Raw genomic sequence first — 23,991 nt, 5'->3', positions numbered from 1 at the left:
GGCGACGAGATAGTAACCCGGTTCCGAGCCCCGAAGAGGTAGAAGCACGCACGTACATGTGTACGTATGTATACATACACGTCCGATATTGGAAAAGGCGGTTACGGCCAACTGCTGGCCGGCGCGCGGCCTCTGATCCGACTGACGCGGTTGCCCTGACGCCGGACAGCCCGACCGTGCGCGAACCCACCTGGAGCGCACCGTGACGGCGCAGAGCCGCCCAGTGCCTTCCTACCCATCCTACAGCCCAACCACCACCCCGACCGGTTCACCCTCACGGGTCGGCCGTCGTCGCCGTCCGACGCTCAGAACGCCTCGTGGTCCCGGAACTCCTCGACCGCCGCCGAGTGGACGTTCGTCACCAGGTCGACCAGCTCCTGCGCCAACGCGACGATCTCGACATCGCCGACGCCAACTTGCAGTTCTCTTTCGACGACGGACATCCCACTGGCGTGGTTCTCGGTCAACGAGTACCCGTCCAACTGCTCGGCCTGTTGCCGCAAGAACTCCCGAAGTGCGGTATCCTGCTCCGGGTCCGGTTGCCAGAGGTCAAGCTTGTAGTGGACGATACCTTCCTCTTCGATCTGGGGATCCATCGTGTACTTCAGCGGCGTCGGATGGTCCGGATTGTTCGAGCCGAAGAAGATCGTTCGCTTCGTCGAACGGCTGGCGATGTCAGTTCGGTCTTCCAAGTGAAGGTCATCTTTCAGCTGGGGGTAGGCGTGATCCCGAACCCGTACGAGTAGATCAGAGTAGTCGACCGTGTCGTCCTCTGGCTGAACCCTCGACCGCGGATAGTCGACGACTGTAGACGAGCCCAAGACAGCGTACTCTTCGGCGGTCGTGTTCGTATCGTCATCTGATGGAGCGAACCACTGTACCGAGACACACTGTACGTTGAGTCCCTGTTCGAGGAGGTAGCGAGCGTTTGATTCCGTCTGTCGCGTTATCCGTTCCGCGAGGATGACCATCCGCTGGTGCTGGTTGAACGCCGACTGGTCAATCTCGATACCGAAGGCTGACTTGTGGGCTTCCGCGAGGGTTTCTTCGATGACACCCGCCTCGCCCTGATCCCACTCGCCGTTTCGGACCTTCTTTTTCAGCTCATCGTAGATCCCGTCTAACTCGTCGTACCCGTAGTCACTCAACGACTGCGCGTATTCCTGGGGCTGCGAAAGGATGCTTCCCTCGCTGGCGCTCCCGGAACCACTCTGACCTTTCTTGATTTCGATAACGACGACGTTGGCCCATCGGTCGAGCGCGAGCAGGTCTGGATAGCCCGAATCGAGGCCATACTGTCGACCAAAGATCAACAGTCGTTCGTCGAGAACGACTTCTGGATTCGCAAGAAGCCACGACTCCAGTTGCCACTCACTCTCGACAGCGCGGCGCTCCAGCTCCTGTGTACGCGGCGGTTCAACGTCGGTATCAAAATCGAAGATCCTCATCTGGCGTTTCTGACTCCTACTGTTAGTGCTACCGACAAAAACTATACGAACGTATATCTAATCACTTACGTACGTGTGTCAAATAGATTAGAATAGAAATCGCGGTTGCCGTATGTCCACGATAGGGGTCTATGCGGCCCCGAGTTCCGTGGATGTCACAATGCGACAATCGTATCCTTGAGTTTCTGGACGAAACGGGGATCGTCGCTACACCGTTTGTGATCTCCAGCAACATCGACTACTCGCGCCAGTACGTGAACCAACGCATCCGAATCCTCGCTGCTAACGACCTCGTCGAAAACACTGGCGACGGACTCTATCGGATCACTGATCTTGGACGTCAGTACCTTGTTGGGGAGCTCGACAAGGACGACCTCACTCCAGGCCAGCACGAAGAGTAATTGACCGAGACTTTTTGAGATGAGTGTCTGTACTGTGCGGTATGCCGAATCCCCTATTCTCGACGTACACACAAGGCGAAAACCGGGTGACGTCGACGATTGTCGCTGTCCTCGAACACGTCAACAACCAACTGACGGAAGACATCCTCGAAGCACTCGTTGACGAGTCTGATCTGGGGCTCGTCTCGTTCGATAACCAAGTAACGGGTGTCGATTCTATACCTGATGCCGCAATCCGAAGTTCGACAGCACTCTGGTTCGAGACGAAAACCAGTCGTGACGCGGTTGACCGACGGCAACTGGACAACCATCTGAAAGCACTCGATGACGAATCGACGGAGCTTCAGCGACTGATCGTCTTGACACCTGACGGGCGAATCCCCGACGAGATTGTCGAGATTGAGGACGAGCGCATCGTGTGGGTGAACTTCGACACCCTCGTCGATACTGTCGAAACAGTCCTGGATCGTGACGTGGGAACTGCGGAGATGAGTATGTCCGTCCCGACCGAACGCGAGGCGTTCCTGCTCCGCGAACTCATCCGGTTCATCTACGATGAGGACCTTGTTGGCGGGAGAGAAGACCGCGTTCTCGTTGTTGCAGCCCGGAAGGCCTGGCCGGAGTATCAGAAACACGGCCTCTACTTTTGTCAACCGAACCGGTCGTTCAAACCCGTCTCGTACATGGCGTTTTACAAAGATGGCGAGATCAAGCCCACCGTTCCGAGGGTCACAGACTCCATCGAGAGTATCGAACTCACCAAGGAAGCGGTTCAAGGACATCCTGACCTCTCGCAGTCACAACGTGAGCAACTGCTGAAAGCAGTCGAGCAGTTACATGCTGAAGGGTCAGAACGCTACGGTGACACAGAGAAAGTAATCTTCCTTCGCGAGGGGGAAGAACTCACCCATCCGATCAAGAACGACAAGACGGCGAGTGATTCCGACCGCACAGTCGCCTTTGTTCAAGGCCACCGGTATGTCTCGTTCTCGAAGCTCCAGCAGAATCCAGAGTACACGACGGAACTGGAGGAGTCAACCTAATCGCGGGATCGCCGTCATAGTCGCTGATGAAGCACCTGAACGATCTTCCCCTCCAGCGGGAGAAGGATGCCGAGACTATCCACGTCGTTGTCATCGTATGAGGCCTGTACCGCCTTGGAGACCCTATCGTGCATCGCTACCAGCTCTTCCGCCTCGATCTCCCGGAGATTGCGGGGCATCTCGTCGCCGTAGACGTTTGTCACAACCTCGTGTTCGCGGTCGGTGAGTTCCATTGCTATCCCTCCGGTCGAAGGTCGCGCCAACGGAAGTGATCGCTGTCTCCGTTCTCGAACTCGATCTCGAATAGATGCGAGTCCCGCTCGTCGCCTGTTGTCTGTCCCGCGTCGTCCTCGATTACCTCGACAACCTCTCCGGTTCGTCCGTGATAGCGGTCGAAGTCGGGATCGTTTCTATCGGGGATGTCGACGCGGACTCGATCACCGACCTCGAAACGCCTCATTGACGAGAACATTAGTGGGCTGGTTCCTGATCGTTACGGTCCAGCCCACCGTTCGCCCATCTCGCGGGCGCGTTCGTTTACCTCGTCACGATGCTCGATGTCGGACAGCTTCACCCAGCCCGCCATCCGCTCGAACCCACAGCGGTCGTTACACTCGTAGTAGACTTTCCAGCCTGACGCTTCCTCTTTCGTTCCGTAGACCAGCGGTGATCCACAGTCGGGGCACGTCGCCGTGTCGTGTTTCGTGAACGTCAGCATCCCTCTGGCATTTCCTTTGCCGCATCCACGAAGCCCTGATCTCGGAGGTTCTCGCTCCACTGCGTTACGAAGTCCTCGATGTCGATTCCTGCGGGATTGTGTTGATGGACCGACGGATGCTGGGTGTATCGAACCGGCCGCCACTCTCCGCCGTCGGTGTGGAATACGATCTCAGGATCGCACATTAGGTCGCCTCGCTGGACGTAGTGATGCGCAACGCTGAGACGATCTGGGCCGACCTTCTCGATGGTCAGATCCTCGTAGCCCGCGACATCTATCGTGTAGCTCTCGTTGGCCGTCATCTCATCGGTGGACTCGACACCAAGCGAGGCGAGGATCTCCTTGACGGCCTTCATCGTTCATCACTCTCCAGTTCGATGCCGAGTGCCTCCGCCGTTCGTTCGATGTTCTCCTCGCTCGTCTCGATCGCAGTCTCGATGAACTGCTCTCGTCCCGTCTTGCGTCCGACGAACCTAAACACGGGGTAAAACCGGCGGAACCACCAGATTTGGAGACGGATGAACCGCTTAAGCATCGCCAGTCACCCCCTCGCGCCAGGCATCAAGGTCGCTTGTCGTCAGCGTCCAGCCGTCCTCAGGAAGCTCCGCGATGACTTCCCGCTTGAATCGTTGATACCACTCGCAAGCGAAATCGTCGTTGTAGGCGTGGGCAAGTATCGCTATTGCCAACTGTGCCGGACCTGAGCCACCATACCCGTATTCAAATCCCGAGGGACTGGCGCTGAGTAGATCATATCGCTTGTCCAGTGGTTCACCATCGACGGTGACCTCAACCTCCTCACCCACTGGCGCTGTTGGATCCCGTCGCCCTCGGTAGACCGCCTCCGTCGAGAGGCCCGCCTGACCACCCGTACTCGAAGGCCCTCGATGGGCATCTCCGTGGGTCGAACCCAGGGGTCTGCGGCTCATTATTCCACCTCCTCCAGCCGATCAAGCGCATGCCGCAGTTCACTGGCGGTCTCGGTGAGTTCCTGCGCTTGCTGCTCCAACTCGGCGGCACTGGATTCGAGGTCGTCAGCCGTGTTCGCGAGCTGCTCTTCGAGTTCGTCGACGTCGAGTTCTCCGGTGTAGAGCGCAACGCGCCGTTGGTGCTTGCACCGAACGTCCCTGTGGGTGGCGTCGGGGCACTCGCAGGCCCAGTCACGGGCATCAACGAGGTACTCTTTACCGCTCTGGGAGACGACCACGTACAGGTCGTCAGCACCCTTCGCTCGTCCGATGTCGGGAAGCACGGAGAACGTCTGTGTGATTGCCCTGAGCGTTCGTGGTTCGATATCCGGCTGAATCGACTGGCTCACGCCTCGTCACCTCGATTCGCTGGGACGGGCTCCCAGCAGGGTTCGTTGGCTCGATACCGCTCGACTCGTTGTAGATGAGATGCACTCTCAGCCAGATCAACAGCGCGTTTCGCGGCTTCCAACGTGAGTGCACGTGACGTGAACGTGAACCCTCGTTCGAGGACTTCTGGCTCGGTTGTTATTCGTACCGGAACACAGGGACCGAATCCGACCTTGTTCATCGCACTCGCACGGCTTGACCATGGCCCGCGGAGCGTCACTTCTTTGCCGTCAACAGTGGTGATCGTGTAGTTCCGCCCAGCGAAACCACCCTCATTCTCTGGACCGGTCCAGGCAAAGAACCGAGCTATTCCCTCTCGTTCAGCGTACCAGAGACCATGCTCCTCGTCGTGCTCGAAGCGCATCTCCGAGAGTGCAGGGATTTCGTCTACCAGGACTTCGAGTTTCGGTGGGTTGGCAACGTCTGCGCGCCAGTCCACCTGACACCCGAGGATTTGCAATATCAGTCACCTCCTCGTCGCTGGACTTCGCTAACGTACACGTGACTCCGAGCCATCTCTGCGTGTTCAGTACACGCGGGGTCTTCTGCGTAACCGCGTACCGGTGCGTTCACGAAGACCGTGTGTGTCGCCGTTCGCTGGCACCCGAGTTCTCGACAGTACGGTGCCTCCGAACTCGATTGCTGTCGGCTCATCGCTGGCCCTCCGGTTCGCACGGGATCGTTTCCCAACGGTGCGGTGGGAGCGTTGCCTCAGTTCCGCAATCTTCGCAGGCGTAGAAGACGTACCAGCGGTCCGCACCGTTTCGTCGCTCCTCGGGAGTGAGCGGCCCTTCCCAGCCCTCGCACTTCGCCAAGTCGTGACCGTTGACCTGTGCTGAGTGCCGTTCGAGAATCGTGTCTTTGTCGCCCTGTGCTACCTTCGTTCTCGGTGTCTTTAACCGAGTGTCGCCACTATCTATCATTGCTTCCTTGGCCACAGGGAAGCCTACCGAGTCCGGTGTTCCCGCACCGGGCCTTTGCTCCGGAACTGTTGCCCGAAGCCGTGGCTCCTCGTTAGGATTCCCTTGAGTAATAGTAGGGGATGTATAGGTAAAGTTACAACTTTTGCAGCAGAAACTAACGGTAAACGGGCCGTATAGACTCTCTAACCGCAGCTGTTGGCATGATCGCGGTGAGATTTCTACCTGCTCAGAAAACTACTATATAATACCTCCGGTGAACACGATTTCCCCATAATGTATCTATATGGGGTTTTCGTGTTCGCTGAAACACTTATTACCTCTCACGTTTCTCTCGCGATTAACGTTCCGTGCCGCGGTGAGGTCTCTAACCACCATCTCTTACGCCGACCAATCCATCTCTGTTCCTCGACATTATACAGTTCGGTCATCTCCTGTAGCTTCTCTCGAACACGGTTCCTACTCAACGACTCGCCGTCTTTCAGTCGGTTATTCACACGACTGACGACTTCAACCGTTTCAAGGGGCTCCTCCGCGGAATCCAGTACAGTGAAGATCGCCTCCGTCCCACCGTCTCGATGCTCACCCTGACCGAGGATGTCGACGCGATACGAGTCATCCGCGTTTATGAAAGCTTCATCGAACATCCGCGTGTAGAGATACACGTACGCAGTATCATACCGTGCATTGCTCCGTGCTGCGCGCCGAGCGGCTTGGTACACTTCACTGTGGACGATGTCGTTCAAGACAGTGAGGGCATTACCCTTGTACCGGTCTTCGCCACGTACCGAGTAGATGTTCTGGACGATTCTATCATCGTAGTTGAGAAGAGCCATCCGCTGTCGAACCGCGTCGTCACCGGGGTGGGGAGCTCCGATTACGACGTGAAGACGGCTGTCCTCGAAAGTTCTCTCGCTCCGTAAGCCGCCGAAATACAGGATTTCATCGGCATAGGCTAACTCCATGACGTCGTCGACGTACTCGCTGTTTTTGACCTTGCGTCGCATCGCTTTTGAGGTGACGACACTCACCTCATCGGCGTCATGATGATCCACGATAGCCTGGAGGATAGCGAGGAACTGACGCGCTGACAGGTTGTTAGGTCGGCTGAGTGCTACCATCTTCTCAGTCAGCGAGCGGAACTCGATGTTGAACGCCTCGGAAACAACCGTGCCACGCTTGTCCCTCGGATTTGGACTCACCGATTCGAACTCAACTCCGGTTAGGCGTTCCCACCATACTTCGGAACCGGTCGCGTCGAGTGCGATAACCTGCTTCGCGTATTGGAGGGCTGACGGCGGGTTCGTCATCGCAACCATCTTGTGGTTGTTGTTGGTGTTGTTGCGCTGCAGGTCGAAGGTGACCCTATATGGATGATTCTCCGATTCGTAGACAAGATGATCTGTTTCGTCGGTCTTCTCCCCAGCCAACCATCCGAGGGTTAGTAGTGGTGCCTCTGCACGCTCATAGTGATACATCTCCGATTTCACGGGGGCCTGGCGGTTCACCAGTGGTTCCTTGTTGTCCTCGTCATCAAAGTCAGACCGGTAACCGTGATTTTCAAGGATATATGAGATTGTTCTCTGGCGTTCATTCTCACCTCTGCGACCGACACTGCGATACGTGTTTGGCCCAGGCTCGATACCCGTGAGATAGTTCTCAACGGCGTTTTCAAGATAGCTTTCCGGATACTTCCGAACCAGTTCGCTGGAGACATCTTCATCTGCGATTACGATCGCATCTCTGACAATATCTTCCTGGTATAGAAGCGAAGCGCCGCAAATGACAATATCGGCATCGCCATTTTTGACCTCCTGGAGACGTCGTTTCATCATCCGACGATGGCGACAGGCTGGTTCGCTATGGGGGTCAGCAGGGTCGTACCCTTTCTCAATCCCCCGCTGCTGACACACCAGTGGTGAGTCTTCGTAATCGGGGTCGCGCAGAGTAAACACCTGTTCCCACTCGCTGGAAGCCGCTTTGTGAACCGCACCCGTTGTTGTGCCACGCTGGACGATCTCATCTATCTCTCCTGCGATGGGCTCGACATACTCGCCATCAATCTTGGTAAATGTTTGACACACCGCTTCATCATCGTCAGGAGTAGTGACTTCCCATCCTCCATCTCCAGAGATGTGGAGCTGAGGTATCTCTCCGTAGCACTCGCGAGGTGCTGGGATATAGACTACATTAACGTCGTCAACCAGGTCTTGGTCGACAAGTGTTTCGAGCACTTGCCGATATGTCTCCTGACGGTTTCGATACTCTGTCGTGGCGAGGACAAACCGATTCTCCGTTTCTGCGGCCAGCTGCGGGACGATAACCTCCTTGAAGTAGGATTTTCCGCCGCCAGGTACCGTCCGTACAAGCGTATTCTGTTTCTGTTCAAGAGACCAATATAATAGCTGCTCATTCTGCTTCCACAACTCTTCGGCCTCGGTTGTGACGGTGCGCTGTAGCTCTTCGGGACTGACTGCTCTGTTGTCCGTAGAGTTGCCCCCCGTTTCGGTAGGTCGGGACGATTGGCTCTGGAACTGTTGCTGAGCCTCTGGGTCACTCATCAATACTCTCGTTGTCTTAGCTTATCTTCTGAGGGGAAACAACGGGGACGAGTGACCGGATTGGACACGTGACATAACAACTTTCATACTGTCAGGTCACGAAGTCCAATACGGGCAAAGATCCGTGGAACGGAGTCCTCGTACCCGTCTACCGTAACCAATCGGGTGCGGTGATTCGTGCCGCTGGAACGGCACGGATTTTTCTGCTGACTCATTAGATGTCGCCGTCCTGGATGCGTTGAAGCAATTGCTCTCGCTTGATACGCTCCTCGATCAGCTGATGGACGAATACGGAGAATACGAACTCCCGCGAAGCCATAAAATCGTCGTGCTCATCGGTTAGACTCACCGAGGTACGGATAAGATCGTACCCCTCGGTTTCGCGGTCGGTTTCTGTCGGAAGCTCACGGTCTCCGCTTTTCACCTCGTCAATCGCGTTTTGGACTAATCCGCTCAATGATAGAGCTTCGTCCTGAACGAACCGATGGTGGTCTTCGCGAAGGCGAACATCCTTGGTCGGCATGTGTCTGTACGTAATCTACGGACGGAGGTCACAAAAGTGTGATCTTAAGCAGACTTTCATAATAACCGACAGGCGAAGATGGCGACATCCTGACTTGTCGGGTGTCCTTTAATCCCACCACAAGCGGAACACAATACCAAAACTGTGTATTCTGACCTGTTCTGAGAAACCTAATTCCGTGACGTCGGAGGGGCCGGAGTGTCAGATAAACGATGCAGACATCCGACATTTCGAGTTCGATTCACGACGAGAGCGCGCATGCCAACAGCGGCTTTCTGTACGAACTGCGACCGCTCAGCACACCGTCGAGTTGAGAAACAGCCCCCAGTGAAATGTGGCCCGAGAGGGAGCTGGGGCGTCGAATACATCTTGTAGGGGCGACCCGACAGTAGGGGGCTTAGACATCCAGCCCGTGGACGTGGCGGTACTGTCTCACAGTCGCGTTCACGCCCTCGTCACGGAGCTCCTCGACCAGCTCCAGATACGCTGGCTCGTGCTTGTCGATCCGCTCGCGAAGGTTTCGACAGAACTGCTCGCCATGGTCGGGCTGGCCCTCGCTCGACTCGTTGTGTGCGGCTTCGTGGGCGAGCACACGCCAAAGCTGGAATACCCACCCTTCCCAGTAGGACTTGCTCCAGGCGCTGTCTGTAAGCCAAATAGCTTCCTCTCCATCCGTCCAGGCCCTGCACTGGTCGTCCTGACCGTAACGGATCTCCCGACCCAGCCCCATCTTGTGGGCGAGCACGCGGGCGATCGCCATCTTCTGTGTCGACACCTTCTCTTGGCCTTCGTCATCATCCAGTTGCTCGTAGCCCCTGAAAACGCCGAGAGCGCGGGCTGTCGTCTTCTCGTCCTTGCTGTCCGGGAGTTTGATCTCCTCGGAGCGGTCGGCGGCCTGTTGGATTTCCCGTCCCGCTGGGTCGTCTTCGAGGACAACCGTCTCGCCGCGAGTAGCGAGCTTCCCCGCCCATGGGCTGTCCTTCGTTGACCAAATCATCTCGTCGCTGTCGCGGACACTCGCGTAGCTGACGTAGTCTCCGTCGCCATCCTTCAGCACGGGCGCGTCCTCGAACTCGCTGTAGCCCTTGCCGGTTAGCCGCGCCACCCCCGCACGGCCCGCATCGGTCAGCTCTGAGGGCTCGTAGTCACGGAACACGGCGGCTCGTGCGTCGTCGAGAGTATCGCGGACGGTGGCCCAAGTTTCGCAGCCGGATCGGATCTCGTTGCGGGCGGTGTTCAGCTCCAAGTTCTGCTTCGTGACCACGTAGCCGGAGACGCCGTGACCGTCGACACTCTTGACCTTCAGCCCCGCCGAGTAGACTTTGACCCAGTCGCTGATCCCCTTCTCGCGGAGCGCGATATAGACCAAGTCGTCCTCGTACACGTAGTCGATCCCGTACATCTCATCCTCAGGAACCCGGTCGCTTACGAGGTCGCCGTTGACGTGGACTTCGACGTCGTGGACCAGCTCCATAAACTGGAACCGTTCCCCGAGATCGTCGACGTAGTCGTCCCACGTCGTCGAATCGGAGTCTGGTACTTCGTCGTCGTAGTGGTCAATCTCGACTCGGAAGCCGTCGACCGCGTCGTCGACATCGTAGAGGCGATACTCGCGGAACCACTCCTTGGCGTCGAACTTAACCACGGTTGTTCCGCTCTGGGCGGTGACGCGGCCCTTCGCGAGGGCTTGACCGAACCCGATCCCGAACATCCCGATTGCGGTCGGGTCGTCCCGCTTCGTGGACTTCCCGAGCTGGGTGAGGAAATCGCGGATCTGCGCTTCGGTGAGATCCATCCCATCGCCGTCGTCCTCGACGACAGTCCGTTCTGGCGTGATCGACACGGTGACCTGCTCTGAGTCGGGGGCGTCTACGCCGTTCTGGACGAGTTCGCGGACGCCGTCGACGAGTGACTCGGCCTGACTGAAAATGAGCTCTTCGAGGATTCGTTCTTGATCGACTCCGAGCTGGCCTGTCTCGACTTCGTCACTGGTTGCCATCGGCGGTCACTCCTCCTCGCCGAAGTCGTCGAGTTCCTCGTTTTCGGTGACGACGTCTTCTTCCCAGCGGTTCTCGGGGTCAACGGGTTTGAGGGCGTGCTCGATCTCCTCCTCGCTAAACTCCCGCTTGGGGTCGATTTCGAGGCGGCGGCGTTGCCACTTGCGGGATAGCTTGGGTTCTCCGGGTTCCGACACCCGCGCGGCCCGAGTGAAGAAATGTTTCCAGTCGCGCCCCCGATTTTTTCCGGAATACGTGTGGCGGTCGAGCGCAACGTCGAACCTTCGACCCAACTCCAACTCGTCCTCTGTCACCGGGAACTCGGCTTCTGGTTCTCGGCCCTCCTCGAAGGCCGCCTCACGCTCGTTACTAACGTGTGTCCACACGTCGTTGGCGTGCGTACTCTCGCGGCTCGGTGGGGCTCTTGCGGCTGTCAGGGCTGCGTGGATGGCTGTGATTCGTCCCTCCCACGACTCTGGGTCCCAGCGTTCCGTCGCCAGGCGGTGGTAGTAGTCGAGGAGGAGAGCCTCTTTCGAGTTCGCCCTGAGATCCTCCACGATGAACAGAATCGTGCGTTCCCAGAACTTCTCTGCGTGCCCAGAGCGGACGAGTTCCCAGGCGCAATACGCCGCAACCTCTTCGTCATTTCTCCTGACAGATTTTTGATATAACGAGACCAACTCAAATCTATTCGCTCCCGATTTGACCTCGTACCACGGCATCTCTTCTCCCTTCTCATTGAGCATCGCCTCGTCGTCCTCGTCATCTCCGTTGTCTACCGGGTTGCCGTGGATGTCGATTTGTTGGCGGTCCTGTCGCTCCTCGTCGTTCTCCTTAGCCATAGGTATTACCCATATGTATATTGTGTTTGAACGATTGTAAAGACAACTTTTTGATATGATTATGAACAATTATATCAGAAGAGATATTAACCCAAATATTTATAAACTGATTTTTGCCGCTGAAATCAGCATTATCCCCCGATTATTTCGAGTAGAAACAAAGGTCCAGTGTTGCGGATTTAGGGTGATACTTTTTACTTTCACTCCGGTGAGGCCAGCCTTTTATACCTTACGAACGAATTATTGATTACGAAATAGGTCATGACTGGCCGACACGATAGACGAAGTAAAGCCGGGACGTCAACTGGTTTGAGCCCCTGTGGACGTCCCGATTCCCGATCGAGGTCACCCTGCTTTGCTGTGGCAAGGGTGACTGTTCACCCTTGCATAAGGGTTACCTCTGCAGAGAGTACGTCGGCCCTCCCTATTAGTAGTAACCCCTTATGCAGGTTTCATCAGCGACTCGGTAAATGAGTTACGAAAAGAAACCTGCGGACGAAGATATTGTAGAGTTCCTAAAACATATCGACTATTCGGCCCGACCGGCCGAGATAGCCCGAGAGACCGGGCTGAGCAAGCCTTACGTCACCAGGCGGTGTAAAATAATGGCGGAAGCTGGCATCCTCATCCGGGAGGAAGGCGGCTACGTCATCGGGCACGACATACCCGGGTTGGAAAGCCCGGTGATCCTGACTGCGGACCGCGAGTATCTCCTGAGCATTGTTCGGGAGATTGCTCCGGATCGGGTATCTGAAGTCCGAGGGAAGCCGGTTGATGATCTGCGGAAGTTCATCAAAGACGAGTTAGCGACCAACACGTACCCGCTTCCCAATCGGAAAGTCAGCTACGCGGCTGTCTAACGAGGTTCGGACAGCATCGGGTGAAAATCCCGTTTCAGCTTTTATAGAGGACTTAGAGTCCAATCGAAAGCATAGTTTCCTCGTACTGCTCACCGATTACGTCCCTCACGTACTGGTTGTAGAACGGTTAATTGTTAATCAGTCCGAGTTTGCTGTTGGACAAGTATGATTACAGTACACTTCGAAACCATGCGCATCAATGGTACTCGCTGACGATCAGCAGCTCGTTCGGGCCTGGGACGCGTTCAAAGATAACAACTATCGGATGAAAGACAGTCAGGGGGAAGTCGTCACCATGGATGAAGCCGATCAGCGACGACAGGACCGGCTCCCTGTTCTTCGTGACCTCATCGATGATTTCCTGGCTGACGATCTCCCGCTGGGTGAGTTCAAATCCGAGATTGACGGCCAGAACAAGCGATTCCCCTACTGGGGATTCAAGGGGATGAACGGGATGATGTTCTTCAACATGGTGTACAGTTCGGCTGGTGAGGAACGACAAGACGAGCTGGCCGATCTTCTTCGCAATATCATCGAGCCCCCAGCCGATAAAACCGAGGCAAAGGAGAAGATCCGTTCACTGGAAGGCTTCGTTGAGCGGCTTCGAAACGAGGTGGATGACCTTCGTAAGGCCCCTCGCCCGGGTTCGATCCCGTACTTCCTCTCCTACTTTTGGCAAGTTCACGAACCCGACGAGTATCCAATCTACTACACCTCGATGGTGAACGCACTGTCTGACTTGGCTATCTGGGAACCAGAAGACGATCTCGCGGACAGCTACGCGGAGTTCTGGGAGCTCAACGAGGAGTTACGAGAGGCATTAGCGGATCATACTGGACGGGACATCCATCTCTGGACAGTCGAGCACGTGTTTTGGTTCTGGCAACAGCGTGATGAGTTTGATGACGAGCCTGAGCCCACTGGAGGGACGACACAGATGGCTACCCTTCCCGACAGCTACATACCGCCTATCGTTTCCATCCTTCCGGACTTGGCCGAGAACACCGACGAGATACAGGATGTGGTCGATGGGACGGGGCACTCGGTAGAAACGCTCTTCGAGAATCGTCTGGCGCGTGCGTTCCGGATGGTCGGGTTCGAAGTCGATGAGATGGGACAGGGGAGCGGTCGGAATCCAGATGGCATCGCAAAGGATCATATGCACAACTACGCGATTATCTACGACGCGAAATCCCGTCGGAACGGTTACAGTATGGGCACGAGCGATGAACGCCAGTTTCAGGACTATATCAATCGCGAGGTTCCATCACTCCGTGCCCAGGGATTCCGGAACATCTACTTTGCCGTCATCTCTGGTGACTTCACGGATGATGGGCGTGACGCGATTCGGACACTCAAGATTAGTACCGACATCCAGGAAGTCCGTTTAATCGAAGTTGAGGCGCTGTTGATCCTACTGGAGAACCGGCTTCGTGATCCCAGCTTTGGACTTGGACCGGGTGATCTCGGCGGCCCAGGTGTACAAGATTTCTTCGCAGAGAGCGGCGTTCTAACGGCTGCTGATGTCCGTGAAGAGTTGGGAGTGTAGAAGCAAAACCGAGTCAGCGCATGGGTGGATGAGTTCTTCGACTGCGCTTGCGTTTTGACTTAATCGTAGTTACAAGTAGGAAAAGTATGATCCCGGTGAGGAAGATCAGGACACCGGTTAGCTGGGCTCCAAGCATCATCGATGCACCCACTGATACAATATAATAGAGTATGACTCCGGGCCAGCCAGCCCCAATATACGCTATCGCTGTGGCAACGATGGTTGAGAAGATCGGTATCAGGCCAAGAACAACGATTCCGGTATAGAGTATTGTGACTGGATCAGTACCGAGGGTAGCACCGTTCAGCGAGTGGGTTGCTTCAGCAAGTTCAAGAAATATCAACTGAATAGCCGGGATCAATATAGCACTCGCTACAGTATTTTGCCACGCTCGCTCTGCTATCTCTGCAGTCCTGTCGGCGGGTCCACGGGGTGTGCTTCTCGGTGTGGACATCTTAGCTTGTCAGACGGTATACAACAACAAAAGTGTACGGAGAAATGAGTGTCCGAACTCACCGCGACAATGCCAACAGCTGCATTGGCAAGTAAGCGGAGATCTGATCACAGAATGAACAATGCGAAAAGATGATATAGCGAATACGATCCAGTTAATGCCGTTCTCAGAGTCCGTCGAGGTACTTTTGTCTCGCCTCTCGCTGTTCTTCTTTGGTTCGGCGGTCGTAGTGCTTATCGAGCACCTCCGTACTCACGTTCATTCGCTCGGATGCCACATCTTTCGGGATTTCAGCCTTTCGATGGTGGGTGATCGAGCCTCGACGGACGGCGTGTGGACTCACAGAGCTGGGACACTGACTCGCTTGGCTGTGACTGTTTGCTTCGCACTCGTTTGGATCTCTGTCGTGTGGACACTCGTTCGTGTAGTGACACGGGCGGGTGAGCGTGTAGATCTTGTACTGGATAGTCGTTTTGTGAGGTCGGCCGTGAGACGTGCCTAACAAGGGCACACGGCCGTAGTCGTCCTCTTGCATCGGATGGTGCATATCGATGTAGTCATCTAAGACTTCGCAGAGTTCGGTTTTCAGGGTGATTTGGCGTTCACCACGCTCTTTATTCTTCAGTGGAGTGCCCTGTTCAGGCTGGTGCGAAACATCAAGGTACTGCTCTTTCGAGTAGTAGTCACTGACGTCAAGGGCTCTGGCCGTTCCTGACCGGATCCCGGTGTGCCATAGAAGATAGAACGTGACGTGACGAGGTGTCGCGTATTCGAACTTCTCGCAGTAGTCAAGGATTTGTTCGGCTTCCGCTGAGGTGACGAGGACATCTCTTGTGTCCTCGCCCACATCGAGATCAGGCATCCTCATTTTCTCGTTAATGCGTTTCGGGGCGGCATCGATGTTTTCGCAGAACTGGAGGAACACACGAAGTGTCCAGAGCTGGTTCTTCAGGGTCACGTTCGCCAGCCCGTCGGCTTTGCGCCACTGCTTGTACTCAAGTAGCTTCTTACCAGTGATGTCGTTCATGTTGTCGAAGCCTGTCTCTTCGCACCACTCCAGAAAGCGTTTGAGACGCTCGTGATGACGGTTGTGGGTAGAGTGAGCGATGTCACCTTTCCGGTCTTTCAGGTACAGTTCAACTGCTTCTTCTGGTGTTGTTGGTTCCAGCATACGTTGACTCCTTGTAACCGGAACCAGGAAACGGAGGTACGAGCAACGGTTGTTGGGCTGCGCGGCCTGCGAGCGCCGAAGGCGCGAGCGAGTGGACGAGCCGCGGTACGTTTGAGCCACGGCGGTCTGACCAACCCGAGGTCATGTGAGGCGCGAAGCGCCGAACGACCGAGGCTGGGAGAGTGCCCCGTGGTGAAAAATCCCGGCGAGTCCATCGGAGCGACCGAGTTTTACGAGGGAGCGAGAATGGACGAGCCGAGCGTCCGCCTTGCGGACGCGTGGATTTGAAGCCCTGGAAGACGCAGCGAGAACGGAGTGAGCGACCGTCTTCCTCCGGGTTCAAATCTGCAGGCCCTGGTCACGCGGTGTGACAACCCTTCATTTTGGCGATTTCGGGCATTGTAGCCGTTGGTTCGGAACGGGCAGTAACCGGGACTCGTGGGGTTCGCTTGACCGAAGAAGACCAACCATGAGTCTCGAACCAATAGATGCTGAAACCGCGCTTGAACTGTACCTCGCTGACAGAGGGAACGAATTATCGGAGGCCTCTCTGAAGGGGCACAAGTACCGACTCGGTCACTTCGTCCGCTGGTGTGATGAGGTAGAAGAGATACAGAATCTCAACAAACTTAGCGGCCGCCAGCTGCACAAGTACCGGCTCTGGCGGCGCGAGGATGGCGACCTGAACAAGGTCAGCGAGAAGACGCAGATGGATACCCTTCGCGTGTTCATCCGGTGGCTAGAGTCTGTCGACGGCGTAGAACAGGACCTGAGTCAGAAGGTGCTGTCTCCGGCGATCACTCCTGATGAGAACTCTCGGGACGTAATGTTGGACAGTGACAATGCTTCGAAGGTGCTCGCGCATCTGGAGAAGTACGAATACGCGAGCATCCAGCACGTCTCAATTGCCCTGATGTGGCACACGATGATGCGCGTCGGCGGTGTTCACGCACTCGACATTGACGACTACGATTCAAACGAGAAGTGTATCAAGGTCCGTCATCGACCAGATACAGGCACCCCGATCAAAAACCAGGGAGAAGGTGAACGGATGGTCGCGCTCTCAGACCAAGTCTGTAATCTCCTCAATGACTGGTTAGACGCCAAGCGACCGTCGGTAACTGACGAGTACGGTCGAGAACCGTTGCTGGCCTCGCGGGAAGGACGGACCAATAAGACGACGCTGCGTGCCTACGTGTACCGCTGGACTCGTCCGTGTGTCTATAGCACCGAGTGTCCACACGACCGCGGCCTCGGCGAGTGTTCAGCAGTAGAGCGGGACACTGCCTACGAGTGTCCGTCGAGCGTGAGTCCTCACGCAATTCGCCGCGGAAGCATCACGCACAGCCTGAACAGTGACATGCCGGATAAGGTCGTCAGTGACCGAGCGAACGTCAGTCAGCGGGTGATCGAACAGCACTACGACCGACGTACTGAACGAGAGAAGATGGAACAGCGCCGCGAATATCTCGACAACCTCTAGTAGCTATATTCGTCGTTAATATCCACTGCAATTTCATGGACATCTTGGACTGCGCTAAGAGCCCCCTCCGCAATATCCTGGTTATTTGGGGACATTTCATCGATCCGATCTTCAAGTAATTCAATGAGAGTATCTGAACGATCAGCATTTGAGGGGGACTGAACAAATCCAATATATAAAGCAAAGAAATCCCTCAAAAGGTGGAAGGGCGAATGATAATCTCCGAATACAGTTTCAGATTGTCTATCAATTGCATTGTACAGAGCCTGTCATAGAATCCATCTCATAGCTTCTCACAGCCCGGATTGTTTCCTCGCTCGTAGTTGGTGATGGCCACGACGAGTCGGAGACACAGCGCAAGGAACACTTCTGTCCGTGCGTGGACGCGGCCTCGGGCGCAGACCTGCCCGAGGCCGCAGTCCTTGACTGCGTCGTTGGTTCGTTCGACTCCTGTCCGGTTGTTGTACGTCTCCTCCAAGATGGACTGTTTCAGCTGCACGTCCTCGCTGTGTTCCTCGATTCGGTCTTCGATCCTGTACTCGATGTCTTTCGGGTCGTCAGTGTTTCGCGGATTGTATGGAGCGATTGGCACGACCCCTGCGGCCAGCAGGTGGTCGTGCCAATCGAGGATGTCGTAGGCGCTGTCTCCCAGCATCCAGACCGGTGTATCGACGGCGAGCGCGTCACGCGTGACGCGCATCGCCGTCTCCTGATCCGCTTGTTTGGCCTGTGTGAACTCCGCTGCTATCGGGATCTTTGAACCGGTTGAAACGATCGTACAGCCGAAGCCGTAGTAGTATTCCTCAGCTGTTGGATCGTAATTCCACGAGGCAGCGTCGTTGTGTTGGATCGCTTCAACGTGGGTCGAATCGATGGAGTACGTGGAGTCGAGCAGGCCGCGGGCGGCGGCCTGCTCGACGAGTCTGTCGAAGACATCGTCAATAACGTGTTCGAGGTCGGTGAGAAAGCGATCAACCGTGTCTCTGGATGGCGGTTTGTCGAGTCCGCAGTAGTACCAGACAAGGCCGTTCTGAAGTTCTCGTGTCACCGGACGTGTGCCGTAGACATCCTCGTAGTAGCAGTGCAAAAAGCCGCGAAAGAGATCAGGTGGCTCGTGAACTCGTGTTCGCCCCCGGCGAGCGGGGGCGAACACGTCGTACTCCAGCAGAAACTCGAACTCAAGATGGTCGAACAGCGATACCGTCTCGGTAGCCGCGACATTCAAGAAGTCGTCTACCGAAGCTACGTCTTGCAGGGCTGTGCTGGTGTTGGACACACTTCGCGCACCCTGCCGCTTCGTACGTGACGCTTTCTATGACAGGCTCTTGTACAATAAATTCTCTTGCTCTGCGATCCACTCTAACCATCGATACGGGAGTCTTAACTCTTCACAACGCAATCCACAGATCTCTACAATTCCTCGATGGAAGTATGGGAGTGCGTCGAGACCGGTATCTGTCCTAATATTAATTGCTCTTGTCCATCTTGAAACACTATGATAAGAATGTTTACGCATTAATTGGTGAACCACGTTCGAATAAAACAAAGCACGCCCTCGTTTCGAATTTCCAACGGACGAATATGATTGAGTGTTTATAAGGGCAGTTTCCACGTTTTCTACGAGATTGGTGATTTCATTAGTATCGGATATCACTGGTGCAGCTGATGAGACTACGTGGCAATAGAAGCTCCATTCGTGTCTCTCGGTCTCCGTAACCGCTACCCGAGCAGACTCGGACAAAGTTTCAATTTTTTCCCAGAATGTGTCGCCTCTATCGTGGGTTGCAATTCTAGCTGCACCCTCCCCATAAGTTGCATGGACGAACGTATCTGAATCCGTATATTGATTTTCCTCGTTCCAATTTACTGTCGATGGCAGGTCGTTATCTGTTGCCACCGAATATGAGACTAGGAGTTCTTCACTGAGGGATTCCAGCTCTGACCGATTCTCTCGTATTGCATAGTTTCCAGCTAAACGAGATAGTGGTGAAATTAATTGATTCGCAGGATGAGGGGAGTTGATTTGCATATAACTTCCAGCTCTTGCATTCCGATCTAGTGTTTCACGTATTTCATTCAATCTGTCTTCTGCTAGTCTATTACCGTCTATGAGTTCAATGTCTATCGGAAAGGTTGGTCGAGTAAGGATATTGGTAATATGGGCTCTGTAGTTTCGCTAGACGGAGACACCGCGACTGCGTTATTGCCGTAGAAAGCGAAGAGACGGAATGTTGTGGTATCGGAATTCCGTCTCCTCACGCGTGTTACGGTGGCTAAGGCTAAATCAGTTGTCGCTAACCCGGACGAACCCGCCGACCCCGAAGGGGGTGGCGGGTTCGCCGAGTGGGCGATGCTCACGCTGCATGCACTCCGCATCGAGCTGGGCAAATCCTACCGCGTCACGGTGGATTTGCTCAGTGAGATGCCCGGTGTCCTCGAAGAGATCGGCCTTACACGGCTTCCTCACTACACTGTCCTCCGCACGTGGTTTGCACGGATTCCAACGAAGACGTGGCGTGCGTTTCTCGGCTGACGCGCCGAGAAACGCACTGGCCACGCCGCCATCGATTCGACTGGCTTCGACCGCGACCACCCCAGTCGCCACTACGCCAACCGCACGCACTACCGCGTCCGGGCGCTGAAAGTCACTGCCTTGGTGGATGTCGAAACGCTGTACATCACCGACATCCACTCTACAACGAGCAAGAAACACGATGCGAAGATCGGCCCGCAGGTCGCTCGGCGTAACGCCGGCGACCTGCGGAGCCTCGCGGCTGATCGTGGCTACGACGCGAAAGCCTTCCGCGATGAACTCCGCGAAAACGGTGTGAGACCGCTGATTAAACACCGTATCATGAACCCGCTCGATCACGCTCACAACGCCCGCATAGACCGTGATCGGTACAATCGCCGCTCGATGAACGAAACCGTCTTCTCAAGCATCAAGCGCACGCTCGGGGCAGCCGTGCGTGCGCGAAGCTGGTGGCTTGAGTTCCGTGAAATGCTGCTGAAAGCCACCGTCTACAACCTCCGCCGGAGCGTGAGATATCCGTGAAATCAACCGCCGTGTACCGAAACTACAGAGCCAAATACTGTAAGGTTATCCCGACGTTCGAGCAGTTGGGTCGCGTCGATGACGCGTTCCTGGACGTCATCCACAATGAGAGCCGGATGAAACCCGAGGAACGGTTCAACGTCGTCACGTCGTTCGTCGACCTGCTCGGTCCGACACCGTACTTCAACTTCGACCCAACCCCCCAACCCACGAACGCCGGGTACCGAGAACACAAGACGCGGAATATCCCGAACCTGCGGTTCGGTGACGGACAGACAGGGTACTACGGGGCTGGCGGGCTGGAACGGAACGGCTACGGCGTGTACAAGTCACCAGAGTCGTTCGACATCATCGCGCTGTATCCCGAAGACGACGAGGATGACGCACGGCCATACGTGCTATCGCTGCTCAACAAGCTCGCAGACTACGATGCGAGCCCGACAGCGTTCGACCGCGACACCTACGAACTCGGCTCGGAGTTCCACTACTCCCAGCCCGCGCAGAAAGCGAGTGACTACGATGCGGCACTGATCGTCGTGCCGGACGAAGACGAGGCTGCAGAAGCGGACTACGACGATCCGTATCCCGAGTTCAAGCGGCGGCTCGGCCAACTCGGCGTGCCGAGTCAGATGATCTCCGTCGACAACCTCGGTAACGACAACTACGGCGGGAATATCTGCTCGTCCCTTATCGGGAAAGCGGGCGGGGTGCCGTGGCGGATCGACGACGTTCCCGGGGGCGTTGACGCGTTCGTCGGCCTTGACGTGACCTACGACCACGCGACGAAGCAACACCTCGGCGCAGCCGCGAACGTCATCATGGCCGACGGAACCATCCTCGCGTCCGAGGCCGTCACGAAGCAGGCTGGCGAGACGTTCGACGAGGACGACGTAGCGAACGTCATCAAGCACGTCCTGGAAATCTTCGCCGAAGAGGAAGGCCGACCGCCCCGGCACGTGGTAATCCATCGGGACGGGAAGTTCTACCTCGACGTCGAGAGCCTCATCAACCGTCTCGACAAAGCCCGCGATCTCATCCAGCGGTTCGACCTCGTCGAGATCCGGAAATCCGGGAACCCCCGCATCGCCAAGTACGACGAATCGAAATCACGGTTCGACATCGCGGACAAAGGCGTCGCCTTCTATGTTCACAACGGCGACCACTCCTACCTGACCACGACCGGTGGGAAGGAGGGCAGTCCAGGCACGCCGCGGCCGTTACAGATCGTGAAACGGCACGGATCGACAGATCTCGACACGCTCGCGGAGCAAACCTACTGGCTATCGGAAGCACACGTCGGGTCGCTGAGCCGCTCCACTCGGCTCCCCATCACCACGTACTACGCCGACAAGTGCGCCGACTTCGCCATGAAGGGCTACCTCACCAAAGGCAGCGTCATCCGCGGTGTCCCGTACATCTGACCATGCACCAGCACAGCCCCACACAACCACTCACGTACCCGTCAACACACTGGTGACCCTCGCATGACCAAGACAGAATTCGAAGCAACAGTCGATTTCGATGACGGCAGCACCGCCGATCTGGAGATGGCTGCCGACAAATCATGGGATAGTTTCCTGAACTACTTCGGTGACGCCCAGCACGTCTACTGCGTCACGTACAGTCAGTCCCCCGCGTTCATCTACAAGATGTTTCAGAATCAGGATCTCGCAGTGGACTCACTGGAGGTCATCGTCGGGGACAGCCAGCACGACGACTACCGGCGCTCGCTGAAGAACACGAGCAACGCGAAGAGGATCGCCGCGCAACTGGAATCGCTGCGCCAAGACGGTGATCTGCTCATCCACACCGTCGATTCCGCACGCGTCCTGCTTCATACGAAACTCTACATCGTCGAGAACCAGGACGGGTCACGTACACTCATCTGTGGGTCGGCGAACCTCTCCAAGCAGGCCTGGCAGGGGAGCAAGCAAACCAACGTCAACATCGCCTGGCGTACCGACGGGGACACGCCCGTCGACGAGTGGTTCGAACGGCTGTACGCGTTCCACAAGGACTACGCGACGCCGTTCATGGAGGATCTCACCGAGGAGATCGAGGACGCCGAAACGGCAGAAGAAGAGGCGAAGATCTACGACATCTGGCTGGGCGGCGACGAGTTCAGTGACGACCCGGTCGCCGAGCTGAACGCCCGGCTCGACGAAGCAGTTGACGACGACCAGGTCAATACGTACAACGTCGTCACCGACGCCGAAGAAGCAGAGAAAGCGGTGTTCGCCGCTGAAGATACAGACACCGATCCAACCGAAATCAGTCCGGACAAGCGTGTCCGCCTCTCCCCGCAGGGCCTCGAAGACGCTATCTCGAATCTGGACGACACGCTGTCTGCCAATAACATCCGGATCAACGACGGCGAAATCGTAGCGACACCCGCCGGCATCGCGCGGTACAAAGAGACCTTCACAGGGTATCCAGATCTCAACGTCGATAGAGACGAGAACAATGTCGGGTTGCGAGTTGACGACTCCGTCCTTGAACTAACAGCACCACTGCCGGACGATCCGCAGGAAGTCGCTGACGCACTCGACCTGATCGAGCAGTACATCGAAACTGTCGGCGAGTTCGGCGAAACGCGAACGCCAAAGGAGACGCGGGCACATTTCTACGAGGGAATTATCTACTTCTGCTGGGCTCCGTTCGCTAACTACTGCGCCCATCACTACGCCGAATACGAGTCCGCAGAGCTGGACAAGGATCTACCGTTCCTGTTCCTCCACGGTGACAACGACAGCGGGAAAGGCATGTTCCTGCGGTTCGGGACGCGTCTCATCTCGAACGGGTACGTGCAGGAAGTCACGACCGGGGACGACTTCGTGAAAAACAACATCGAGCGCGCTCGTGCGTCGGACACAGTTTTCCCGTACATCGTTGACGACGTGGCGAAGTCGAAAATCGACCGGGACATCATCAAGTCGTACTGGGAGGGGAAGTGGGATGGGTCTATCCAGATGCCGACGTTCATTTTCTCCTCGAACGACTCCACGAAGCCGAAATCCGAACTCCGCACTCGGATGAAGACGCTGGATTTCAACGTTAACTTCTCCGAACTGAAGAAAGACGAACGCGAAGCCGCCGCGCAGATCGCGGGGCAGGCAGACAGTTGTAACCTGTTCCCGTGGTTCGCTCATCTGTTCTTGCAGCGGGATATCTCGCTTCCAGATCAGTCGGATCGGCTCGCGGATGCTCGGGACGTGTTCGTGGAGCTGTACGCGTATGCCGAGAAGGAACCGCCGGAGTACGTTCCGCTTGAGACACCCGCCGAGCAGGAGCACGATCCGGGGCGTCGGAAGTGGATCAGTGCGCTGTCCGACGGGCTGTGTGAACTCGATTTCAAGGACGACGGACGGATTGTCGCTGATTTCTCGGCACATCTGGACCAGCAGCAATGCTGGGAGTTCCAGAAGGCCACGCCAGCCCATATCCGGGCGGGTATTTACGGGCCGGCGGTTCAGTTTGAAAGCGCGAACAGGTTCCAGAATTGGATTGATGAGCCCAGTGTCATTGAAGATGCACGATGCAATACCGAGACAGCCGCTGACGACATCGGTGTGCTGTCTCGGGTCACGCGGCTCGTCCGAGGGTAATAG

23 protein-coding genes and 1 pseudogene are annotated in these 23,991 nt (G+C 56.2%); 8 read left to right on the top strand and 16 right to left on the bottom strand.

Annotation, left to right across the window (positions count from 1 at the left end; genetic code table 11):
- Positions 1-305 precede the first annotated feature (305 nt).
- Positions 306-1,448 (bottom strand): PDDEXK family nuclease, encoded by a 1,143-nt coding sequence (locus AArcCO_RS07625; RefSeq protein WP_259536297.1) that lies wholly within the window; start codon positions 1,446-1,448, stop codon positions 306-308.
- 152 nt (positions 1,449-1,600) lie between these two features.
- Here AArcCO_RS07625 and AArcCO_RS07620 point away from each other — a divergent pair, with 152 nt between their 5' ends.
- Both AArcCO_RS07620 and AArcCO_RS07615 read left to right on the top strand, forming a co-directional pair.
- The gene (locus tag AArcCO_RS07620; protein ID WP_259536296.1) at positions 1,601-1,849 is read left to right on the top strand and encodes a winged helix-turn-helix domain-containing protein; all 249 of its coding nucleotides are present in this window, start codon (positions 1,601-1,603) and stop codon (positions 1,847-1,849) included.
- 41 nt (positions 1,850-1,890) lie between these two features.
- The gene (locus AArcCO_RS07615; protein ID WP_259536295.1) at positions 1,891-2,892 is read left to right on the top strand and encodes a hypothetical protein; all 1,002 of its coding nucleotides are present in this window, start codon (positions 1,891-1,893) and stop codon (positions 2,890-2,892) included.
- 14 nt (positions 2,893-2,906) lie between these two features.
- Here the strand turns inward: AArcCO_RS07615 and AArcCO_RS07610 are convergent, their stop codons facing one another.
- The 12 genes from AArcCO_RS07610 to AArcCO_RS07555 all read right to left on the bottom strand — a co-directional run bounded on the left by AArcCO_RS07610 (position 2,907) and on the right by AArcCO_RS07555 (position 11,811).
- A complete protein-coding gene (locus AArcCO_RS07610) occupies positions 2,907-3,125 on the bottom strand; it encodes a hypothetical protein (protein WP_259536294.1) in 219 nt (72 codons plus the stop codon).
- 2 nt (positions 3,126-3,127) lie between these two features.
- The gene (locus AArcCO_RS07605) at positions 3,128-3,352 is read right to left on the bottom strand and encodes a DUF8139 family protein (protein ID WP_259536293.1); all 225 of its coding nucleotides are present in this window, start codon (positions 3,350-3,352) and stop codon (positions 3,128-3,130) included.
- Between the two features lie 33 nt (positions 3,353-3,385).
- Complete coding sequence (locus AArcCO_RS07600; RefSeq protein ID WP_259536292.1) at positions 3,386-3,610, bottom strand: hypothetical protein; 225 nt, start codon at positions 3,608-3,610, stop codon at positions 3,386-3,388.
- A complete protein-coding gene (locus tag AArcCO_RS07595; RefSeq protein ID WP_259536291.1) occupies positions 3,604-3,966 on the bottom strand; it encodes a DUF6908 domain-containing protein in 363 nt (120 codons plus the stop codon). The genes AArcCO_RS07600 and AArcCO_RS07595 overlap by 7 nt, the downstream gene beginning before the upstream one ends.
- Positions 3,963-4,091, bottom strand: coding sequence for a hypothetical protein (locus AArcCO_RS07590; RefSeq protein WP_259536290.1), 129 nt, complete (start codon positions 4,089-4,091; stop codon positions 3,963-3,965). Before AArcCO_RS07590 ends, AArcCO_RS07595 begins: the two co-directional genes overlap by 4 nt.
- 46 nt (positions 4,092-4,137) lie before the next feature.
- Complete coding sequence (locus AArcCO_RS07585; RefSeq protein WP_323805934.1) at positions 4,138-4,539, bottom strand: DUF6166 domain-containing protein; 402 nt, start codon at positions 4,537-4,539, stop codon at positions 4,138-4,140.
- On the bottom strand, positions 4,539-4,928 hold the full coding sequence (locus AArcCO_RS07580; protein ID WP_259536288.1) for a hypothetical protein: 390 nt from the start codon (positions 4,926-4,928) through the stop codon (positions 4,539-4,541). The genes AArcCO_RS07585 and AArcCO_RS07580 overlap by 1 nt, the downstream gene beginning before the upstream one ends.
- Positions 4,925-5,428 carry a hypothetical protein gene (locus tag AArcCO_RS07575; protein WP_259536287.1) on the bottom strand — a complete coding sequence of 168 codons (504 nt, stop codon included), beginning with the start codon at positions 5,426-5,428 and terminating at the stop codon, positions 4,925-4,927. Before AArcCO_RS07575 ends, AArcCO_RS07580 begins: the two co-directional genes overlap by 4 nt.
- Before the next feature lie 783 nt (positions 5,429-6,211).
- A complete protein-coding gene (locus tag AArcCO_RS07570) occupies positions 6,212-8,449 on the bottom strand; it encodes a hypothetical protein (protein WP_259536286.1) in 2,238 nt (745 codons plus the stop codon).
- 214 nt (positions 8,450-8,663) lie between these two features.
- A complete protein-coding gene (locus tag AArcCO_RS07565) occupies positions 8,664-8,972 on the bottom strand; it encodes a hypothetical protein (protein WP_259536285.1) in 309 nt (102 codons plus the stop codon).
- A 397-nt stretch (positions 8,973-9,369) separates the two neighbouring features.
- Positions 9,370-10,971, bottom strand: coding sequence for an ATP-binding protein (locus tag AArcCO_RS07560; RefSeq protein ID WP_259536284.1), 1,602 nt, complete (start codon positions 10,969-10,971; stop codon positions 9,370-9,372).
- A 6-nt stretch (positions 10,972-10,977) separates the two neighbouring features.
- Positions 10,978-11,811, bottom strand: coding sequence for a hypothetical protein (locus tag AArcCO_RS07555; RefSeq protein ID WP_259536282.1), 834 nt, complete (start codon positions 11,809-11,811; stop codon positions 10,978-10,980).
- A 470-nt stretch (positions 11,812-12,281) separates the two neighbouring features.
- Between AArcCO_RS07555 and AArcCO_RS07550 the strand changes: the two genes are divergently transcribed.
- Complete coding sequence (locus AArcCO_RS07550) at positions 12,282-12,671, top strand: ArsR family transcriptional regulator (RefSeq protein ID WP_259536280.1); 390 nt, start codon at positions 12,282-12,284, stop codon at positions 12,669-12,671.
- 199 nt (positions 12,672-12,870) lie between these two features.
- Entirely contained in the window at positions 12,871-14,220 is a 1,350-nt protein-coding gene (locus AArcCO_RS07545) for a restriction endonuclease FokI C-terminal domain-containing protein (protein ID WP_259536278.1), read from the top strand.
- A gap of 13 nt (positions 14,221-14,233) precedes the next feature.
- Here the strand turns inward: AArcCO_RS07545 and AArcCO_RS07540 are convergent, their stop codons facing one another.
- Both AArcCO_RS07540 and AArcCO_RS07535 read right to left on the bottom strand, forming a co-directional pair.
- The gene (locus AArcCO_RS07540) at positions 14,234-14,674 is read right to left on the bottom strand and encodes a hypothetical protein (protein WP_259536276.1); all 441 of its coding nucleotides are present in this window, start codon (positions 14,672-14,674) and stop codon (positions 14,234-14,236) included.
- A 166-nt stretch (positions 14,675-14,840) separates the two neighbouring features.
- Complete coding sequence (locus tag AArcCO_RS07535) at positions 14,841-15,845, bottom strand: tyrosine-type recombinase/integrase (protein ID WP_259536275.1); 1,005 nt, start codon at positions 15,843-15,845, stop codon at positions 14,841-14,843.
- A 469-nt stretch (positions 15,846-16,314) separates the two neighbouring features.
- Here AArcCO_RS07535 and AArcCO_RS07530 point away from each other — a divergent pair, with 469 nt between their 5' ends.
- Complete coding sequence (locus tag AArcCO_RS07530) at positions 16,315-17,328, top strand: tyrosine-type recombinase/integrase (protein WP_259536273.1); 1,014 nt, start codon at positions 16,315-16,317, stop codon at positions 17,326-17,328.
- Positions 17,329-17,611: 283 nt separating this feature from the next.
- On the opposite strand, the gene AArcCO_RS07525 is transcribed toward AArcCO_RS07530, so the two are convergent.
- Positions 17,612-18,604: a transposase gene (locus AArcCO_RS07525; RefSeq protein WP_259534701.1), complete on the bottom strand. Its 993-nt coding sequence runs from the start codon at positions 18,602-18,604 to the stop codon at positions 17,612-17,614.
- A 957-nt stretch (positions 18,605-19,561) separates the two neighbouring features.
- Between AArcCO_RS07525 and AArcCO_RS07520 the strand changes: the two are divergent.
- From AArcCO_RS07520 to AArcCO_RS07510, 3 genes and pseudogenes are all read left to right on the top strand, one after another.
- Positions 19,562-20,383, top strand: a pseudogene (locus AArcCO_RS07520) (IS5 family transposase).
- Between the two features lie 65 nt (positions 20,384-20,448).
- A complete protein-coding gene (locus tag AArcCO_RS07515) occupies positions 20,449-21,804 on the top strand; it encodes a Piwi domain-containing protein (RefSeq protein WP_259536271.1) in 1,356 nt (451 codons plus the stop codon).
- Positions 21,805-21,867: 63 nt separating this feature from the next.
- The gene (locus AArcCO_RS07510; RefSeq protein WP_259536263.1) at positions 21,868-23,988 is read left to right on the top strand and encodes an Aq_aa27 family P-loop NTPase; all 2,121 of its coding nucleotides are present in this window, start codon (positions 21,868-21,870) and stop codon (positions 23,986-23,988) included.
- The last annotated feature ends 3 nt before the right edge of the window (positions 23,989-23,991 follow it).

The organism is Halalkaliarchaeum sp. AArc-CO (assembly GCF_024972735.1).
Classification (GTDB): Archaea; Halobacteriota; Halobacteria; order Halobacteriales; family Haloferacaceae; genus Halalkaliarchaeum.
This window is presented reverse-complemented; position numbering and strand designations above follow the sequence as displayed.

Excerpts from the sequence above, each read along its gene's own strand:
- AArcCO_RS07625 (WP_259536297.1), bottom strand. The coding sequence starts at position 1,448 with ATGAGGATCTTCGATTTTGATACCGACGTTGAACCGCCGCGTACACAG.
- AArcCO_RS07620 (WP_259536296.1), top strand. The coding sequence starts at position 1,601 with ATGTCACAATGCGACAATCGTATCCTTGAGTTTCTGGACGAAACGGGG.
- AArcCO_RS07615 (WP_259536295.1), top strand. The coding sequence starts at position 1,891 with ATGCCGAATCCCCTATTCTCGACGTACACACAAGGCGAAAACCGGGTG.
- AArcCO_RS07610 (WP_259536294.1), bottom strand. The coding sequence starts at position 3,125 with ATGGAACTCACCGACCGCGAACACGAGGTTGTGACAAACGTCTACGGC.
- AArcCO_RS07605 (WP_259536293.1), bottom strand. The coding sequence starts at position 3,352 with ATGAGGCGTTTCGAGGTCGGTGATCGAGTCCGCGTCGACATCCCCGAT.
- AArcCO_RS07600 (WP_259536292.1), bottom strand. The coding sequence starts at position 3,610 with ATGCTGACGTTCACGAAACACGACACGGCGACGTGCCCCGACTGTGGA.
- AArcCO_RS07595 (WP_259536291.1), bottom strand. The coding sequence starts at position 3,966 with ATGAAGGCCGTCAAGGAGATCCTCGCCTCGCTTGGTGTCGAGTCCACC.
- AArcCO_RS07585 (WP_323805934.1), bottom strand. The coding sequence starts at position 4,539 with ATGAGCCGCAGACCCCTGGGTTCGACCCACGGAGATGCCCATCGAGGG.
- AArcCO_RS07570 (WP_259536286.1), bottom strand. The coding sequence starts at position 8,449 with ATGAGTGACCCAGAGGCTCAGCAACAGTTCCAGAGCCAATCGTCCCGA.
- AArcCO_RS07565 (WP_259536285.1), bottom strand. The coding sequence starts at position 8,972 with ATGCCGACCAAGGATGTTCGCCTTCGCGAAGACCACCATCGGTTCGTT.
- AArcCO_RS07560 (WP_259536284.1), bottom strand. The coding sequence starts at position 10,971 with ATGGCAACCAGTGACGAAGTCGAGACAGGCCAGCTCGGAGTCGATCAA.
- AArcCO_RS07555 (WP_259536282.1), bottom strand. The coding sequence starts at position 11,811 with ATGGCTAAGGAGAACGACGAGGAGCGACAGGACCGCCAACAAATCGAC.
- AArcCO_RS07550 (WP_259536280.1), top strand. The coding sequence starts at position 12,282 with ATGAGTTACGAAAAGAAACCTGCGGACGAAGATATTGTAGAGTTCCTA.
- AArcCO_RS07545 (WP_259536278.1), top strand. The coding sequence starts at position 12,871 with ATGGTACTCGCTGACGATCAGCAGCTCGTTCGGGCCTGGGACGCGTTC.
- AArcCO_RS07540 (WP_259536276.1), bottom strand. The coding sequence starts at position 14,674 with ATGTCCACACCGAGAAGCACACCCCGTGGACCCGCCGACAGGACTGCA.
- AArcCO_RS07535 (WP_259536275.1), bottom strand. The coding sequence starts at position 15,845 with ATGCTGGAACCAACAACACCAGAAGAAGCAGTTGAACTGTACCTGAAA.
- AArcCO_RS07530 (WP_259536273.1), top strand. The coding sequence starts at position 16,315 with ATGAGTCTCGAACCAATAGATGCTGAAACCGCGCTTGAACTGTACCTC.
- AArcCO_RS07510 (WP_259536263.1), top strand. The coding sequence starts at position 21,868 with ATGACCAAGACAGAATTCGAAGCAACAGTCGATTTCGATGACGGCAGC.